The organism is Flavobacterium sp. SM2513 (genome assembly GCF_050908145.1).
Lineage (GTDB): Bacteria > Bacteroidota > Bacteroidia > Flavobacteriales > Flavobacteriaceae > Flavobacterium.
Window position 1 is genome coordinate 756164 of record NZ_CP194228.1, and the last position, 17384, is coordinate 773547.

A 17384-nucleotide genomic window follows, 5' to 3' on the forward strand; every position below is an offset into this window, starting at 1 on the left:
GGCATCCAACACTATTAAAAATTATTTTTAAACTTAAATTCGAGCTGGTTCTACCCATTTAAAGATGTAAGATTCTTGTGGAATTACTAACCTTTCCGAAATTCGGGTCATTCTCGCAGGTAATTTCATCAAGAAGTCACGTGCTTTTTCAGCCTCATCCGTAAGATTAACTATTTTATCAATTTCCCATTTTTCATTTAATTTTTGCATAATCTCAATATAATCGGCAGAGGTATAAACGCCAATTCGTTGTGCGGAATCTGAGAAATTTTCAAAAGCTGAACTGATAATGCCTCCTGATTCCCTCAAGAATTGAGCAGGCATAACAATTTTTTGTTTCATCATGTAAGCGAAAGCCAACATCATTTCACTTGGGTCTACTTTAAAAATTTGAGTTACAAATTCGCTATACGCCATGTGGTGACGCATTTCATCTCCAGCAATTAATTTACAGATTTTTGCAAGTTTTCCGTCGCCATGTTTCTTAGCAATTTGCGAAACACGATTGTGTGAAACATAGGTTGCTAATTCTTGAAAACTCGTATAAACAAAGTTTTTATACGGATCACGACCCGTTCCAATGTCAAATCCGTCAGCAATTAAATGCTGGGTTGTCATTTCAATTTCCTTCATATTTACACGACCTGACAAGTATAAATACTTATTTAATAAATCGCCGTGACGGTTTTCTTCTGCAGTCCATTGACGCACCCATTTCGACCAAGCATTTGGTTCCATTTGGTCCACACCTTCTACATCCATTAACCAGGATTCATAGGTAGGAAGTGCTTCTTCAGTTATTGTATCTCCAACTAAGGTTACCCAAAAATCGTACGGTAAATCTTTCGCTATTTCACGTAATTCTTTTACTTCCTCGAAGAAATTTTCGCTTTCAGAGTTGGGTAACAAATCTGAAGGTTGCCAAATTTTTTCAACTGGAATAAGATAGTCATCAACAAAACCGTTGACTTTTTTCTCCAAAAATTGCATTACTTCTAATCGGACGTTATGTATTGACATTTTTGTGTTTTTTAAAATTTAAAAATAGAATTTTTTTGCGAAAATACAAATAATTATAATTCAATTGAATTGACAATCGCTTGCTCTGTTTTCTGCATTAATTCATCAAAAGTATAGTCTTTTACTGCTAAAGCAGGGTGTATAGTAAAGGTAAGGCGTTTTCCTAAACCAAAAGGAAAAAAACCATATTTAACAAATTTCCAAGAATTGTTAATCGTAATAGGAACTACGTAAGCCGAAGGTGCTGCTTTACAAAGAATTTTAATCCCTGTTTGCGCAAATTCCTTTGGTTTACCCGTTTTACTTCTAGTTCCTTCAGGAAAAATAACTGCTGAACGGTTGTTTTTTTCGATATACTTTCCCAATTTCGTAATTGTCGGTATCGCTTGTTTTGGATTATTACGGTCAATTAAAGCAGAACCTCCATGTCTTAAATTATACGAAATACTTGGAATTCCCTTTCCTAATTCCATTTTACTGACAAATTTAGGATGAAATTTTCGTAAAAACCATATAATTCCTGCGATATCGTACAAACTTTGATGATTTGAAACAAAGATAATTGGAACGTTTTCTGGAATTAATTCTCGATTGGTTACTTTATAAGTGCTTCCTAATAAATGTCCAATCCTAAGCAAAAACCAATTTAAATAATCGACACTTTTCTTATGAGCCTGATACCCAAACAAATTATAACAGACCCACTGAATTGGATGAAAAACCACCAACATAAGCAAAAACAGCAACATGCTTATAAATGAAATCGGATAGGAAATAATTTTCTCCATAAAATGTGATTAATCTACAAAAATAAGAAATTCTTAAACTAATTCCATCCTATTTTCCAGTAAAAACCGCTTTTCTTTTCTCTAAAAATGCAGTAGTTCCTTCTTTAAAATCTTCGGTTCCAAATGACTTTCCGAAATTTTTAATCTCGGTTTCAAATCCATTTACGCCGTCTTTAAAATTCGCATTAATCGACTTAATTGCTTTTGAAATAGCAACGGGTGAATTCTTTAATATTTTATTGGCAATTTCAGTACAAAACGGAATTAATTCAGATGAAGTAACCACGTAATTTACCAATTTCCAGTTTAAAGCTTCTTCTGCATTTAACATTCCAGCTGTCATAATCATTTCCATTGCTTTTCCTTTACCAATAAGTTGTGGCAAACGTTGTGTCCCGCCATAACCCGGAATTACACCTAAGGAAACTTCAGGTAAACCCATTTTTGCATTTTCAGAAGCAACTCTAAAATGACACGACATCGCCAATTCTAATCCTCCACCTAATGCAAAACCATTGACTGCTGCAATTACCGGCGTTTTTAAATTTTCAACAAAATCAAAAAGCAATTCCTGACCTTGTGCAGCTAATTGAGCCCCTTCTTCTACAGAAAAATTTGCGAATTCTGAAATGTCAGCACCTGCAACGAATGCTTTTTCACCAGAACCTGTAAGTAAAATTACATTGATATTTGTATCTGATTCTGCATTTTTAAAAGCTTCGTGCAATTCATGAATCGTAGCTTTATTCAACGCATTCAACTTTGTAGGACGATTTATAGTTATTGTAGCTATTTTATTTTCAGTTGTTACTAAAATATTTTCGTAGTTCATTCTGTGAATTTTTAATTTAATTTTTAATTAATGGAAGCGTTACTGTAAAAACAGTTCCCTTTCCAATTTCGCTTTCAAAAGTAATAGTTCCTTTATAATTTTCGATGATATTTTTAATAATTCCAAGACCTAAGCCCATTCCACTTGTTTTTGTGGTGAACTTGGGCTCAAAAATTCGAGGAATATTTTGTGAATCAATTCCGCTTCCGTTGTCTGAAACTTCAATTAAAACAGAGTCATCTTGTTTTTTTACCTTAATACCAATTTGCTTATCAACCTGCGAATCAGGGATGGCTTGAATGGCATTTTTGACCAAATTTGTAATAATCCGAATTAATTGCGTTCGGTCCATTATGGTGATAATTTCGGGCTCATCAGCTTCAAAAGATATGAATTCTTCGTTGAAAATTTCTAGCGCTAATTCGATTACCACAACAGCATTCAATGTTTCATTTTGTTGGGCAGGCATCGATGCAAAATTAGAAAAAGCCGAAGCTACTGAACTCATTGTGTCAATTTGCTGAATCAACGTGTCCGAATAATCCTTTAATTTTTGCTTGACCTCAGGGTCGTTTGCGTCAAATTTTCTTTCAAAACTTTGAACCGTCAATCGCATTGGCGTCAGTGGGTTTTTAATTTCGTGAGCGACTTGCTTTGCCATTTCCCTCCAAGCTTGTTCGCGTTCACTTTGGGCTAATAATAAAGCACTTTCCTCTAACTTGTCCACCATACTATTGTAGGCGTCAATCAGCAAGTTTACTTCGCTACTACTGTCGTCCGTCTCTATCTTTTCATTCTTTTGGTTTAAATTTGTCGACGTAATTCGCAACGAAATTGACTTTAGCGATTTAGTAATATAACTGGACAGAAAATAAGCTAAAGCAAAAGCAATTACCAGCATAAAACTATAAACTTGACCCAATCTGATTAAAAAATTACGTAATTCTCGCTCATAAAACCCATCATCTTGAATGTAGGGTAAATTTAAAATCCCCAATGGTTTGAACTTTAAATCTTTGATTTGACTGAATGAAGCACGGTACTTTTTACTGTCAATGGTTTTTACATCTACATATCTTTTATCGATAGAAGACTGAATTAAACCCAATATATAATTCGGGATTGGTGGAGCTACGGTGTCAATTGAAAATGATGCTTTTGAAGATTTTAAAAGCTTTCCTTTTAAACTATAAATATTAATTTGAAGACTATGAATGTCCGATAATTCATGAATTTTATCTTTAAAAATTAAGGGTAAGTTTTTCTCAGTCAACGGATACGTTGTCGTGGCAAGTACGAAATTTATATGCTCTTTAATCGCATTTTCTTTACGTTCCAATCGTTCCTGATGATAATCTTTTGCTTCTCGCTTAAACTGATAAATGGAAATAGAAGCAATTAATATTGAAGCAATTAGAGTCAACAGAATCATCGAAAGGAAAATCCGAATTCGCAATGAAATGGTTCTTATTTTGACTCTTTTTAACAGCATAATTTACGATTGATTTCGCTCTCGAATTTTCTTGTAGAATTTAAAACCCAACATAATGATTATCGAAAACAAGAAGATTCCGACGACACCATAAATCCAATTTACGGCATTTTTTAGGATTACCAAAAAGACAACGGCAAATAAAATAATGGTCGCTCCTTCATTCCACAATCGCATCCAAGTATTTGAATATTTTACGGCATCTTTTTGCAGTTCATTGAAAATGATTTGACATTTCCAGTGGTACAAAAAGAGTGCAAAAACGAAGCCAAGTTTGACATGCATCCACGGCATTTCTAGAAAAGCTGGATTCAAATATAAAAGTGTAAAGGCAAAAATACATGCTAAAACTGCCGACGGCCAAGTAATTATGTACCACAACCTATAGGTCATAATTTTATATTGCTTCTGTAAAATTTCCTTTTCGGGAGATTCTTTTTCAGCAGCTTCAATTTGGTACACAAATAAACGAACAATGTAAAATAAACCTGAAAACCAAGTGATTACAAAAATTAAATGCAAAGATTTGATGTAATTGTAATATTCCATTTTAGTTAGTAGTTAAGACCGTTTTCATTTCTCTGTTTAAAAAATAGTACGTTATAATTGTGGACAATACATCTGAAATTGGGAATGCAATCCAAGCTCCAAAAATACCAAAAAAATTGGGCAATATTAAAACTAATGGAATTAAGAAAAATCCTTGTTTACTTAATGTCAAAAAAAGTGCTTTCTTGGCTTTTCCAGCAGCTTGAAAATAAGCTGCTCCAATAAGTTGAATGGCAATAATGGGTGACGCCGCAAAAACCCATCGCAACGCATTTGGTGTTTCTGCTAGAACGGTTTCATCCGTTGTGAAAACTGCAACAATTTGTCTCGTAAAAACTAGAATTCCAACATAAATAATTGTTGCTAAAATCGCTGCATATTTTATCGAAATAAAAATCGTTTCCTTTACTCGTTTATGATTATTTGCACCGTAATTATATCCTGCAATAGGAAGAAATCCTTGCGTAATTCCCAAAACGGGAAACAAAGCAAACATCAACATCCTACTGATAATTCCGTAAACAACTACAGAATGTTCTCCACCGTAGGTATACAAAGTATGATTTAAAATTATCGCTAAAATACTCACCACTCCTTGTCTCGAAAAAGTCACAAAGCTCAATGAAGAAATTTCTTTTACGATTGGAAAATTGAACTTGAGGTGAGGTAATCTGAGTTGCAGCTCACTTCTATAGATAAAGAACCAAACGATGAAAACAAAACAAGTAAAATAGGATATGGCAGTTGCTAAAGCAGCTCCGAACATTCCCATGTCTAAGTATTTTATGAACAAAATGTCCAATAAAATATTGGCGAAAGCCGGAATAATCATGGCATACATGGCAAATTTAGCTTTTCCTTCCGCACGAATTACGGCATTTCCCATCATTGAGAGTGCGAGGAAAGGAACCGAGACTATTATTGGGAAAAAGAATTCAGTTGCAGGTGCTACGATTGCTCCTTGAGCTCCGAAAAGCAACAGCATTTCGTCGCTAAAAAAAATTCCTAGTAAAACGAAGACAGAAGCCAATACAAACGTCATCAGAATTTGATTCGCAAAAGTTTTGACCGCTTTTTCTTTATTTCCCGAACCTAAAGCGCGAGATAAAACAGAACTTCCTCCTATTCCGACCGCCATTCCCAAAGAGGAAATAAAGAAAGTCATCGGCAAAACCACAGTCACTGCAGCAATTGCTAAGGAACCAATCCATTGACCAACGAAAATAGTATCTACCAGAATATTGACCGACATAAACAAGATTCCAATAGATGCTGGAACAGCTTGTTTTATCAACAGTGATTTAATATCCTTTGTACCTAATTCTTCGGAAGTTACAGTCATAAATGCTTGTGGTTATTCCGCTTTTTGGAAATCTGAAATCCAGTTTGTAACCGTTTCAACCCAAGCGTCATCATCGTTCATACAGGGAATCGACAAGAATTCTTCTCCACCATTTTCTTCAAAATCTTCTTTCGCTCTCATGGAAATCTCTTCTAAAGTCTCCAAACAATCCGTCACAAAAGCAGGCGTTACCACTGCAATTTTCTTAATTCCTTTTGAAGGCATTTTGTCAATTTCAGTGTCGGTGTAAGGTGTTAACCATTTATCTCCTGCTAATCGGGATTGAAAAGTTTGGATGTATTTATGTTCTGGAATTTGCAATTGTTCCACCACTAATCGAGTAGTTTCATAACACTGGTGACGGTAGCAAAATTCATGAGCCGGTGATGGCGTGTTGCAACACAAACCGTCAATTTTGCAATGTGATTTTGTCACATCTGTTTTGCGAATATGTCGTTCCGGAATTCCGTGGTACGAAAACACAAGTTGGTCGTAATCATAACCTTCTAAATGCTTTTTCATAATATCCGACAAATTCTTGATGTAATCTGGTTTGTTATAAAAAGCCGGAACATCGGTGAATTTCATGTTTGGATATTTTTCTGCTCTAATTTTCTCGGCTAGAACCAATATCGTTAGCGTCGAAGCCATTGCATATTGTGGGTACAATGGGAAAAGTAGTACGTTAGTTACGCCTTGGTCGTGCAATTCTTTCAATCCTTTTTCAATCGACATTTCGCCGTATCTCATCGCTAAAGAAACAGGAATCGTTGCTTTTGCTTGTACTTTTTTATGCATTCTTTCCGAAAGTACGATAAGTGGCGAACCTTCGTCCCACCAAATTTTCTTGTAAGCATGAGCTGATTCCTTAGGACGTGCTCTCAAAATAAATCCTCGAACGATTAAAGCTCTCAGCAAAAACGGAACGTCAATTACGTATTTGTCCATTAAAAATTCATCTAAATACGGCTTTACATCTTTAGGTTCTGGACTTTTTGGCGAGCCAAGATTTACTAATAATACTCCTTTCATGTTGGTAATTGGTTTTTACCAAATATAACGAAGTCAACCTTCGTAAGCATTTGGATTAACTATATTTTGTTTATTGTTTAATTACGACAAATATCGCTTTATGTATTTGCATTCATTGCCATCAAGTATTTTTTTGGCGTCGTGGCATATTTCTTTTTGAATGCAGCTATAAAATGACTTCCGGTGCTGTAACCAATTTTCAAACCCACTTCATTTACATTATACGAACCGGAATCAAGCAATTTTCGAGCGTAATCCATTTTATAATCAAATAGAAATCCGTAAACAGTGTCGCCATAAATTTGTTTGAAACCCATTTTTAATTTTTTCAAATTCAGTCCTACTTTATCTGCTAACTCTTGTAAACCAGGTGGTTCAGAAATGTTACTTAATATAATTTCTTTCGCTTGCCGAATTTTCATTACATTTTCTTCATCAATTAAAAACGGACATTGTTCCGCATTTGAGTCTTCGGTTCGGTTGAAATACAGACTCAATAACTCGTATCCTTTTCCTCGATAATATAAATTTTTAATCGAAGGATTTAAGTTAAAGTGAAAAATCTGACTTAAAACAATCGACATCGACGGACTGATTTTTCCATCGTTATAATATTTTTTATCTTGATTTTCTGTACTCAAAAACGGAATATAATCGGCTTCAGATGAAAACAGTGCATGAAACTTTTTAATGGAAATAATGACCGAAATTACCCACGTATTAGGTGCTAATTCTAAATTAAGAGGTAATTCTTTTTGGGGATTGTACAGCAATAATGAATGTTCTTCTCTCAATTCCAAAGCATAAGTTCCTTGATTAAATACAAATTTAGCTTTTCCTTTGATTCCAAAATGAAATTGTATTAAGCCTTGATTCACAGGTCTCTTAACCATCATGTTTTCATTTTTATCGTTTTGAAAACGAATTAAAATAAAATCTTCTTCAATTTTTATTACTTCTTGAGAACCCATAGCGATGTTTTTTATATCCGTTTCCAATTTTAAAATTGCTCAATTATTAAAATAACAGGTAAAATCAACCATTGAAAACAGTACAAATTTAAAAATAAATAACGATAGAAGTCTAAAGTTTTTAAAATATCTTAAAACCTCACAAAATGTCCTTTTAGCGTTATTTTCAAAACCCAATTATTTATTTGTTTGAGCATGAAAAATTACCTTTTCAAACTAAAATGTGACCTAAATACGCTTGAAATACCACATTCTTCATATTCAAGTACAAACCAATAGTCTGTTGCAGGAAGTTTTTGCCCATTATACGTTCCATCCCAACTGGATTCACTTGGCTGTAATTGTTTTAAAAATTTACCATAACGGTCAAAAATAACTAATTTAGTAACTCCATTCTCAATTTCAATTTTCCAGAAGTCATTATATCCATCCCCGTTTGGCGTGAAAAATTTGGGATAATTAAAGGTAAAAACTTCTGAAGAAAGTGTCGAGCAACCCTTTAAATCCGTCACATTTATGGTGTGACAACCGTTCGATACATTTTCAAAAACATTTGAAGATTGAAAAACTCCATTATCTAATTGATACAGAAGCGAATCGGTTGCATCCGCCACATTTGCCACAATCGTTGAATTATTAAAAACAGAAATGTTCAAATTTGTAAGTTGGTCTAAAACCGTAATTTCCCAAGTTGTAGATAATACACAATCTCCACTTGGCGTAAAAGTATAAATTCCATTTTGGGTATTATTTATAGTAGCTGGAGACCAAGTTCCGGTAATGTTATTTGTGTCGGGAAAACTAACTGTCTCGCCTTCACAAATAGTTTTATCAGCAAAATAAACACTTTTCTTTGGGTTTACTGTCACATTCCATTCCGAAGAACTACCACATTCTGTATCAGGTGTAAAAGTATAGCTAGTGCTGTTGCTATTATTTAAGTTATCTGGAAACCAGATTCCTGCTGTATTATTAGTATTTGGAAAAGCAATATCATCTCCTTCACAAATAATAATGTCCGAAAAAGAGATGCTTTGACTAGGATTAATAACGACATCAACAGTAAAACTAAAAGCACATTCTCCTTGATTAGGTATAAAAGTATAAGGAAAAACACCGCTAGTTGAGGTATTTATTGCAACAGGAAACCAAGTTCCACCAATTCCTTCCTCCGAAAACAAGGGTAAAGAATTAGCCATCTCGTATTGACAATAAGCATTTGTGGAAAAATTAAATGTTGGCATTATATAGTTGACATCTGCAGGAGAAAACAGCAATTCATAAGTCGTACTATAGCATTCTGAAACGATGCTACATTTAACAACATACTCTTCATCCGAATCTGGGAAATTAAATGTAGGATTAGGTTCTATCGAAGTGCTTATCACACTTTCTGTAGTAGAAGCATTAGCTAACGACCAAGAATAACTAATAATGTTGTTGTTATTTTCTAATGCCACTTGCAAGCTACTACAATCCTCGCTTTCGATGGTAATTTTATTGTATGGAAGAAGATTATTTAATTGATTAGGCAATCCCGCTAAAGAAAAACGCCCTCCTAAACTTTGTTGTTCCGCAACATAATTAAAGTCGGAACCCAAAACACTTGGATTATTAATAACGCCAAGCTCATTTGACGTAAAACTAAACATAGGTCTTGCAATGTAAATTTTGCCATCAGGCGCCAATTGCATTGATAGTAAGCCAGAGTTTGAAGACGTAAATACTATTTTGGATGCAATAAAATCATCATTTGTAGTTTCGGTTAAATCATATTGATAAATTTTATTACCGGCACATTTATATACGACTTGGCTATCAGGAGAGAATTCTGTTCCATATTGATTTTCCCCTTCGGTAGTATCTGCAAACTTTTCACTAATTAAACCCGTAGAATTATCAAAATTAAAAATATAAAATCCTGAAAAATTTGAATTCACCACATAAGAAAGAAGTTTGTTGTTTGATGACGCTTTCATTTGTCCTGGACCTGCATTCACAAAAAAAGAAGTAGTACTAATAACTGGAGTTGTATTAAAGCCACCGTTAGAAATTTGATAGACATAAAAGTCCGCACTATCTACTACTTTACAAATAACCCAAAAGTCACAACCATTGCTATGTGGCACAACACAGACTTTCTCGGTAGTGGTGGTTCCAAAAAGAGGCATGTTTTTAATTAAAGTCACTGCACCAAAACCATTATCCATGGTCATATCAATTTCGGAGAACCGAACCCCTTTATCTTCATTAGCGTCAGGACTGGCAATATAATCGTCTAAAGTCACGATAAAGTATTTATCAAATCTGTATTCAGCAAAATTGTAGGTACCGGGATACGGAATAATAGCGGAAGATTGTGTTGATGAGTTATGACCTGTTAAATCGGCTCCATTTAACATTACTTGATGCATGCTATTCCACACTTTTTCACCATTTGAGTAAAATAATAAATTCCCATTACTGTCACTTATTGTGGAACTTCCCTCTGATGAAAAATTACCTGGCGGCATATCTAAAAGTGGAGTGGGTGGATTGGTATTAAAATCAAGTCCTGCATTTACACCAAAATACCAAATATTAGCTTCTCCTTGTGCAAATAAGGGTATTGAAAAAAATGAATAAATAAAACACAGGTAATATATTTTTCTTAAAAATAAATTATGCTTGGTAAATGAACCCATAGCGACATTTTTTCGTATATATTAAAAATGGATTAACTGATTTCTATTTAGAATTATTCTACATAAACAAATCGTCAACCCTTGAATTTGAAACAAATTTACAGAAATAACGCTCTTAAAAGAATTTAAATTTAATATTTCTTAAAGCGACACAAATAGTCCTTCAAGCGTTACTTTTAAATAAAGCATAACTATAATTTTGTCAAACATTTTGGAAGAATGTCACTTATGGAAAACAACAATACTTCGAAACCTCAATATTTTTACTCCGTTGGCTTGAGTTATAAAAAAGCAGATGCTGTAGTGAGAGGAAAATTCAGCCTTGATGCTAAAGCACAAAACAACTTATTGCTTCAAGCGAAAGAAGAAGGAATACCAAGCTTAATTGTGACTTCAACCTGTAACCGTACAGAAATTTATGGTTTTGCTGAACATCCTTTTCAATTGATAAAATTGATTTGTGAAAACAGTAATGGAACTGTGGAAGAATTTCAGAGAGTCGGTTTTGTATATAAAAATCAGGAAGCGGTAAATCACATGTTTCGTGTAGGAACAGGTTTAGACAGTCAGATTTTAGGTGATTTTGAGATTATAAGTCAACTAAAAAACAGTTATGCTGAAGCAAAAAGCCACGGCTTAATCAATACATACCTTGACCGATTGATAAACGTGGTAATTCAAACCAGTAAAAAAATCAAAAACGAAACCGAAATTAGTAGTGGTGCAACTTCTGTATCCTTTGCCGCCGTTCGTTATATAATGAATAATGTTGAAAACATTTCTGATAAAAATATTCTGCTTTTCGGAACAGGAAAAATTGGTAGAAATACGTGTGAAAATTTAGTAAAACACACTAAAAATGAGCACATCACTTTAATTAACCGTACAAAAGATAAAGCAGAAAAATTAGCAAGCAAATTGAATTTGATTGTAAAAGATTATTCAGAATTGCATGTCGAACTTCAAAAAGCAGATGTGGTAGTTGTGGCAACAGGAGCTCAAAATCCTACAATTGACAATGCAATCCTAAATTTAAAAAAGCCTTTACTTATTTTAGATTTATCAATTCCGAAAAACGTGCATGAAAATGTATGCGAAAATGAATTTGTGACTTTAATTCACATGGACCATTTGGCAGAAATGACGGATGAGACATTGGAAAAAAGAAAAATGCAAATTCCTGCTGCCGAAGTTATCATTGAAACCTATAAAGAGGAGTTTATGACGTGGACAAAAGCTAGAAAGTTTGCTCCAACGATTCATGCGTTGAAAGAAAAACTGAATGCCATCAAGTTATCAGAAATGGATTATCAAAGTAAAAAGATAATTGACTTTAATGAAGCTCAAGCAGAGATTATCAGTAATAGAATTATCCAAAAAATCACCACTCATTTCGCAAATCATTTGAAACACGATGATACAATGGTCGATGAAAGTATTGGCTGGATTGAAAAAGTGTTTCAAATAGAAGCACGGTAATTATAATTTAAAATCGATTTTCGAACTTCAAAAATTGATATAAAATAGTTCATTTGTGGTAGATAAAATAATAAGAATTGGGACTCGAGATAGCGAACTAGCATTATGGCAAGCCCACACCGTTCAAAAAAAAATAAATGATTTAGGCTTTAAAACGGAAATTATCGCAGTGAAAGCGCAAGGCGACATCATGTTAGACAAACCGCTTTATGAACTTGGCATCACCGGAATATTTACGAAAACTTTAGATATCGCGATGCTGAATGGCACGATTGATATTGCGGTACATTCTATGAAAGATGTTCCAACTGCTTTGCCCCACGGAATTGTTCAAGCTGCCGTTTTAGAACGTGCCAACTCCTTAGATTTATTAATTCACAAAGGAAATTTAGATTTTTTAAGTCAAGATGGAATTATTGCTACTGGAAGTTTGCGACGTCAAGCCCAATGGTTCAATAAATATCCTTCGCACACAGTGGTCGATTTGCGTGGAAATGTAAATACACGAATGCAAAAATTGATAGACAATCCATGGAACGGAGCTATTTTTGCCGCTGCAGGATTGGAAAGAATTAATTTAAAACCAGAGAATTTCTTAAATTTAGATTGGATGATTCCAGCACCTGCTCAAGGAGCAATGGTTGTGGTTGCAATGGAAAATGATTCCTTTTGTCAGGAAGTTATTGGCAATTTAAATCATAAACCGACGGATATTTGTACCAAAGTGGAGCGTGATTTTCTCCGAACCTTGGAAGGAGGTTGTACAGCACCTATTGGCGCTTTTGCAACAATTAACGAAGACCAAATTGAGCTTGAAGGAATTTTACTGTCCATTGACGGGCAAACTAAAATAGAAATTAAAAAACAAACTACACTCTCCAATTATCGAAATTTTGGCGTTCTTTGTGCGAAAGAAGTTTTAGAAAATGGCGGTACCGATTTAATGCAGTCTATTAAAATTGCATTGGGTACTCAAAACAAATAAAATCGTTTCTGTGCAAAAAGAATCTATCCTTAAATTTATTTATCGATTTTTCGATATATTCGTCTTGACCTTCTTGGTTTTTGACTTCGGATATAGCGTAAATGACAGTTATAAAACTCCTCAATTTATAGGTTTAGTTATCTTAACGGTTGCCTTATTTGCGTTTAATATTTTTAAATTTTATTATTATACAACAAGTGGCAAGAAGAAGATTTCTTTATTTAATGCTTCCATTTTAGGCACACTCCTTTTGGCGTCATTAATTGTTGCATTAGTCAATTTAGATTTAGACTATCTTGAGGTTTTCAAGAAAATTAAGAACATTTTAGAAACAGGATTATTTCTGTATTTCATTGTTCGATTGATGCTTTTAGTTCGCTACATTTATCAAGTTTATTACAATCCTGCTATCGTTTTTGTTGGAAGTTTTTTTGTAATCATAATCGTTGGTGCTACATTATTAATGCTTCCTACGGCAACCACAGGCACAATAACGTTTACAGATGCCTTATTTACGGCCACAAGTGCAGTTTGTGTCACGGGTTTAACCGTTTTAAATATTTCCACCGAACTTACTATAGTGGGACAAACTATTTTAATATTTTTAATCCAAATTGGCGGATTGGGAATTTTAACATTCACCTCGTTTTTCTCTTATTTTTTTAGAGGAAGTTCTAGCTTTAGAGAAGGTTTAAATGTAAAAGATTTCACGTCTCAAGAAAATCTAAGTGACGTCCTTAAAGTTGCATTGAACATTGTTGCATTTACCGTTTTTATAGAATTCATTGGAGCCATCTTTATCTATACCTCGGTAATGGATAAACCGGAAGTTACGGATAAGTTTTACTTCTCGGCATTTCACTCCATCTCTGCTTTTTGTAATGCAGGGTTTTCTATTGTGCCAAATGGTTTCAACGAGAGTTATATCAAATTTGACTATTACCTCCAATGGATTGTGATGTTTCTCATCATTTTTGGCGGTTTAGGTTACACGATAATTTTTAATTTTTCCCGCTATATTAAAACTACTGTTGTGCAGTTTTTTCAAACGAGTTCCATTCAAAGAAAGGTCAGAATTTTATCTTTAAATGCAAAAATCGTTTTGATTACTACTTCAATACTATTACTAGGTGGTTTTGCATTTATATTCATTGCAGAACAAAACAATTTATTGTTAGAACATACCACTTATTTTGGAAAAATCACATCGGCAGCATTTCATTCTGTAACACCAAGAACTGCTGGTTTTAACACAGTTGATTATAGCGAAATGAAAGTGCCTTCATTATTATTCATCATTTTTCTAATGTGGGTTGGAGCTTCTCCAGCTTCAACAGGTGGTGGTATAAAAACGAGTACCTTTGCACTAGCGACTTTAAATATTGTAGCCGTTGCAAGAGGTAAAAATAGAATACAAATTTTCGGCAGAAGAATATCAAGTGAATCTACTCATAGAGCTTTTGCTATTTTATGTATTTCATTATTGGTAATTGGTGCTTCAATTATTACTATTTTGATTTTTGAACCGGCAGGAACCGATGTTTTATCGGTGGTTTTTGAGTGCTTTTCAGCTTACAGTACCGTAGGATTAACCATGAATTTTACACCAACTATGACAGAACCCAGCAAATATGTCATTATTGCTACAATGTTCATCGGGCGAATTGGAATGCTGAATTTAATGATTGGACTACTTCGTGAAATTAATCACCAGTTTTATGAGTATCCTAAAGAAAATATTTTGATTAACTAAAATCTAAAAAACATGAAAATTATAGTTTTTGGTTTGGGAAACTTCGGAATGTCATTGGCTTTAAGCCTTACTGAAACAGGAAATGAAGTAATTGGCGTGGACAAGCAAATGGACAAAGTGAATTTAGTTAAAGACAAAATTTCACATGCTATTTGTATGGATTCAACCAATGAATTGGCTTATACAGCACTTCCGCTAAAAGACGCTGATAAAGTTGTGGTAGCGATTGGAGAAAATGAAGGTGCGGCAATTATTACCACGGCAATTATAAAGAAATTATCGGATGTCAAGATTATAAGTCGTGCTTTATCTCCTATTCACGATACGGTTTTGGAGGCAATGGGGATTTACAGCATCGTGCATCCCGAACAAGAGTCTGCTGATAGATTGACCAAGCAAATCAACTTTAAGACGACTTTAGAAAATTACCAATTAGACAATAATTACACGATTTCTGAAGTCAAATCAAAACCTGAATTTCATGGTAAAACCTTATCGGAATTGAATACCATCGACAAATATCATTTGAATTTGATTACGATTATCCGAAAAAGAGAAAAAACAAATTTGATGGGAAAGAAGTCAATTGTCAAAGAAACTATTGGTCTTCCAAAACCCGACACCGTTTTATTAGAAGACGATATCTTAGTCGTTTATGGCGAAAATAAAAATATTTCCTTTTATTGTGATTGCATAAAATAATTAAAATGAAACAACCTATTCGTATACTTTCGACTAAAAAATTATTGGTGAATCAAAAGCAATTTCTGCTTAACGCCAATATTTCGCTAGTTGAAACTGATTTTATTTCAATTGAACAGAAAAAAGTTGCCCTTGAAAAAGTAAACGAAAATTTGATTTTCACCAGTCAAAATTCCGTTTTAAGCCTAATAGAAAATTTAGAAGGAGCTGAAACACTTGAATTATTAAAAAAGAAAAATGTTTTTTGCGTAGGCATGAAAACAAAAGGACTTTTAGAAGAAAACGGTTTCAACGTCATTGCTTATACCGGTTATGCAGCCGATTTAGCCGAAATCATCACTTTAATTTACGGAAAGGAAAAATTCACCTTTTTCAGTGGCAATTTAAGACGAGACACATTGCCCGAAGCGTTGACAAATGCGGAAGTTGTTTTTAATGAGATTGAAGTTTATGAAACCCTTTTGACACCACAAAAAATAGCTGGAACATTTGACGGAATACTTTTTTACAGTCCATCTGGTATTGAAAGCTACCTGAAGAATAATAAAATTAAGTCCGAGACCTGCTTTTGCATCGGAACAACGACAGCAGATGCCTTAGAAAACATAACAAATAATGTAGTAATTGCGAACCAACCGACCGTTGAAAACGTAATTATCCAATGTATAAATTTTTATAAATAAAATCTTTTAATTTTTTAGAACTTAAAAGGCACAAACTACGATATTATGATTAAGAACGATTTATTTTTAAAAGCATTAAAAGGAGAAACTGTTGAACGTCCACCGGTTTGGATGATGCGTCAAGCCGGAAGATATTTGCCGGAATTTATCGCTTTACGCGACAAATACGACTTTTTTACCCGTTGTCAAACCCCAGAATTAGCGGCAGAAATAACGGTTCAACCTATTCGTAGAATTGCTCCAGATGCTGCTATTTTATTCTCGGATATTTTGGTAATTCCACAAGCGATGGGAATTGATGTAATCATGAAACCAAACTTTGGTCCTTTTGTTCCCCATCCAATTCGTACCATTCAGGATGTTGAAAAAGTAATTGTTCCCGATGTTCATGAAACACTAGGATACGTTTTTGATGCCATTAAGTTAACCAAAGAAATGTTGAACGACGAAGTTCCTTTAATTGGTTTTGCAGGTTCACCATGGACTATTATGTGTTATGCTGTAGAAGGACAAGGGTCTAAAAGCTTTGATAAAGCCAAAGGATTTTGTTTCGAATACCCAGAAGCCGCTCATGTATTATTACAAAAAATTACCGATACCACGATTTTATATTTAAAAGAAAAAGTAAAAGCGGGTGTGAATGCAGTTCAAATTTTTGACTCTTGGGGCGGTATGCTTTCCCCGGTAGATTACCAAGAATTTTCTTGGAAATACATCAACCAAATCATCGAGGCTTTGGCAGACGACGCTCCTGTTATTGTTTTTGGAAAAGGATGCTGGTTTGCTTTAGGCGAAATGGGTAAAAGTAGAGCTTCTGCACTTGGTGTAGATTGGACGTGTTCACCAAGAAACGCCCGTTATCTTTCTGGTGGAAACATTACTTTGCAAGGGAATTTCGACCCATCAAGATTGTTGTCGCCAATTCCTGTGATTAAGAAAATGGTACATGAAATGATTGACGAATTTGGGAAAGACAAATACATCGTGAATTTAGGTCACGGGATTTTACCAAACATTCCTGTTGACCATGCAAAAGCGTTCATTGATGCGGTAAAAGAATACAATTCATAAG

Annotated in this window: 15 protein-coding genes; 6 read left to right on the top strand and 9 right to left on the bottom strand. The window is 34.2% G+C overall.

Going from position 1 to position 17384, the window contains the following annotated elements; translation table 11 throughout:
- Positions 1–33: 33 nt before the first annotated feature.
- The 9 genes from ACQ5J2_RS02945 to ACQ5J2_RS02985 form a co-directional block, all read right to left on the bottom strand.
- Entirely contained in the window at positions 34–1020 is a 987-nt protein-coding gene (locus ACQ5J2_RS02945; RefSeq protein ID WP_432672191.1) for an acyl-ACP desaturase, read from the bottom strand.
- Between the two features lie 53 nt (positions 1021–1073).
- Entirely contained in the window at positions 1074–1808 is a 735-nt protein-coding gene (locus ACQ5J2_RS02950; RefSeq protein ID WP_432672192.1) for a lysophospholipid acyltransferase family protein, read from the bottom strand.
- A gap of 49 nt (positions 1809–1857) precedes the next feature.
- Positions 1858–2640 (bottom strand): enoyl-CoA hydratase/isomerase family protein, encoded by a 783-nt coding sequence (locus ACQ5J2_RS02955; protein WP_432672193.1) that lies wholly within the window; start codon positions 2638–2640, stop codon positions 1858–1860.
- 16 nt (positions 2641–2656) lie between these two features.
- Positions 2657–4072 carry a sensor histidine kinase gene (locus ACQ5J2_RS02960; protein ID WP_432673246.1) on the bottom strand — a complete coding sequence of 472 codons (1416 nt, stop codon included), beginning with the start codon at positions 4070–4072 and terminating at the stop codon, positions 2657–2659.
- Between the two features lie 63 nt (positions 4073–4135).
- Positions 4136–4681 (bottom strand): CopD family protein, encoded by a 546-nt coding sequence (locus ACQ5J2_RS02965; protein ID WP_432672194.1) that lies wholly within the window; start codon positions 4679–4681, stop codon positions 4136–4138.
- A 1-nt stretch (position 4682) separates the two neighbouring features.
- Positions 4683–6023 (bottom strand): MATE family efflux transporter, encoded by a 1341-nt coding sequence (locus ACQ5J2_RS02970; protein WP_432672195.1) that lies wholly within the window; start codon positions 6021–6023, stop codon positions 4683–4685.
- Positions 6024–6035: 12 nt separating this feature from the next.
- Positions 6036–7055, bottom strand: a complete 1020-nt coding sequence (gene hemH, locus ACQ5J2_RS02975; protein ID WP_432672196.1) for a ferrochelatase — start codon at positions 7053–7055, stop codon at positions 6036–6038.
- Positions 7056–7153: 98 nt separating this feature from the next.
- Positions 7154–8026 (bottom strand): helix-turn-helix domain-containing protein, encoded by an 873-nt coding sequence (locus ACQ5J2_RS02980; RefSeq protein WP_432672197.1) that lies wholly within the window; start codon positions 8024–8026, stop codon positions 7154–7156.
- A gap of 203 nt (positions 8027–8229) precedes the next feature.
- Entirely contained in the window at positions 8230–10710 is a 2481-nt protein-coding gene (locus tag ACQ5J2_RS02985) for a T9SS type B sorting domain-containing protein (protein ID WP_432672198.1), read from the bottom strand.
- Positions 10711–10938: 228 nt separating this feature from the next.
- Between ACQ5J2_RS02985 and hemA the strand changes: the two genes are divergently transcribed.
- Genes hemA through hemE form a run of 6 tightly spaced genes read left to right on the top strand, consistent with a single transcriptional unit; the run spans position 10939 to position 17383 of the window.
- Positions 10939–12189, top strand: a complete 1251-nt coding sequence (gene hemA / locus ACQ5J2_RS02990; protein WP_432673247.1) for a glutamyl-tRNA reductase — start codon at positions 10939–10941, stop codon at positions 12187–12189.
- A gap of 55 nt (positions 12190–12244) precedes the next feature.
- Positions 12245–13174 (top strand): hydroxymethylbilane synthase, encoded by a 930-nt coding sequence (gene hemC / locus ACQ5J2_RS02995; RefSeq protein WP_432672199.1) that lies wholly within the window; start codon positions 12245–12247, stop codon positions 13172–13174.
- Between the two features lie 10 nt (positions 13175–13184).
- Positions 13185–14927: a TrkH family potassium uptake protein gene (locus tag ACQ5J2_RS03000; protein ID WP_432672200.1), complete on the top strand. Its 1743-nt coding sequence runs from the start codon at positions 13185–13187 to the stop codon at positions 14925–14927.
- A 12-nt stretch (positions 14928–14939) separates the two neighbouring features.
- Complete coding sequence (locus ACQ5J2_RS03005) at positions 14940–15629, top strand: potassium channel family protein (RefSeq protein WP_432672201.1); 690 nt, start codon at positions 14940–14942, stop codon at positions 15627–15629.
- A 5-nt stretch (positions 15630–15634) separates the two neighbouring features.
- Positions 15635–16312, top strand: coding sequence for a uroporphyrinogen-III synthase (locus tag ACQ5J2_RS03010; RefSeq protein ID WP_432672202.1), 678 nt, complete (start codon positions 15635–15637; stop codon positions 16310–16312).
- 45 nt (positions 16313–16357) lie between these two features.
- Positions 16358–17383: a uroporphyrinogen decarboxylase gene (gene hemE / locus ACQ5J2_RS03015; RefSeq protein WP_432672203.1), complete on the top strand. Its 1026-nt coding sequence runs from the start codon at positions 16358–16360 to the stop codon at positions 17381–17383.
- The last annotated feature ends 1 nt before the right edge of the window (position 17384 follow it).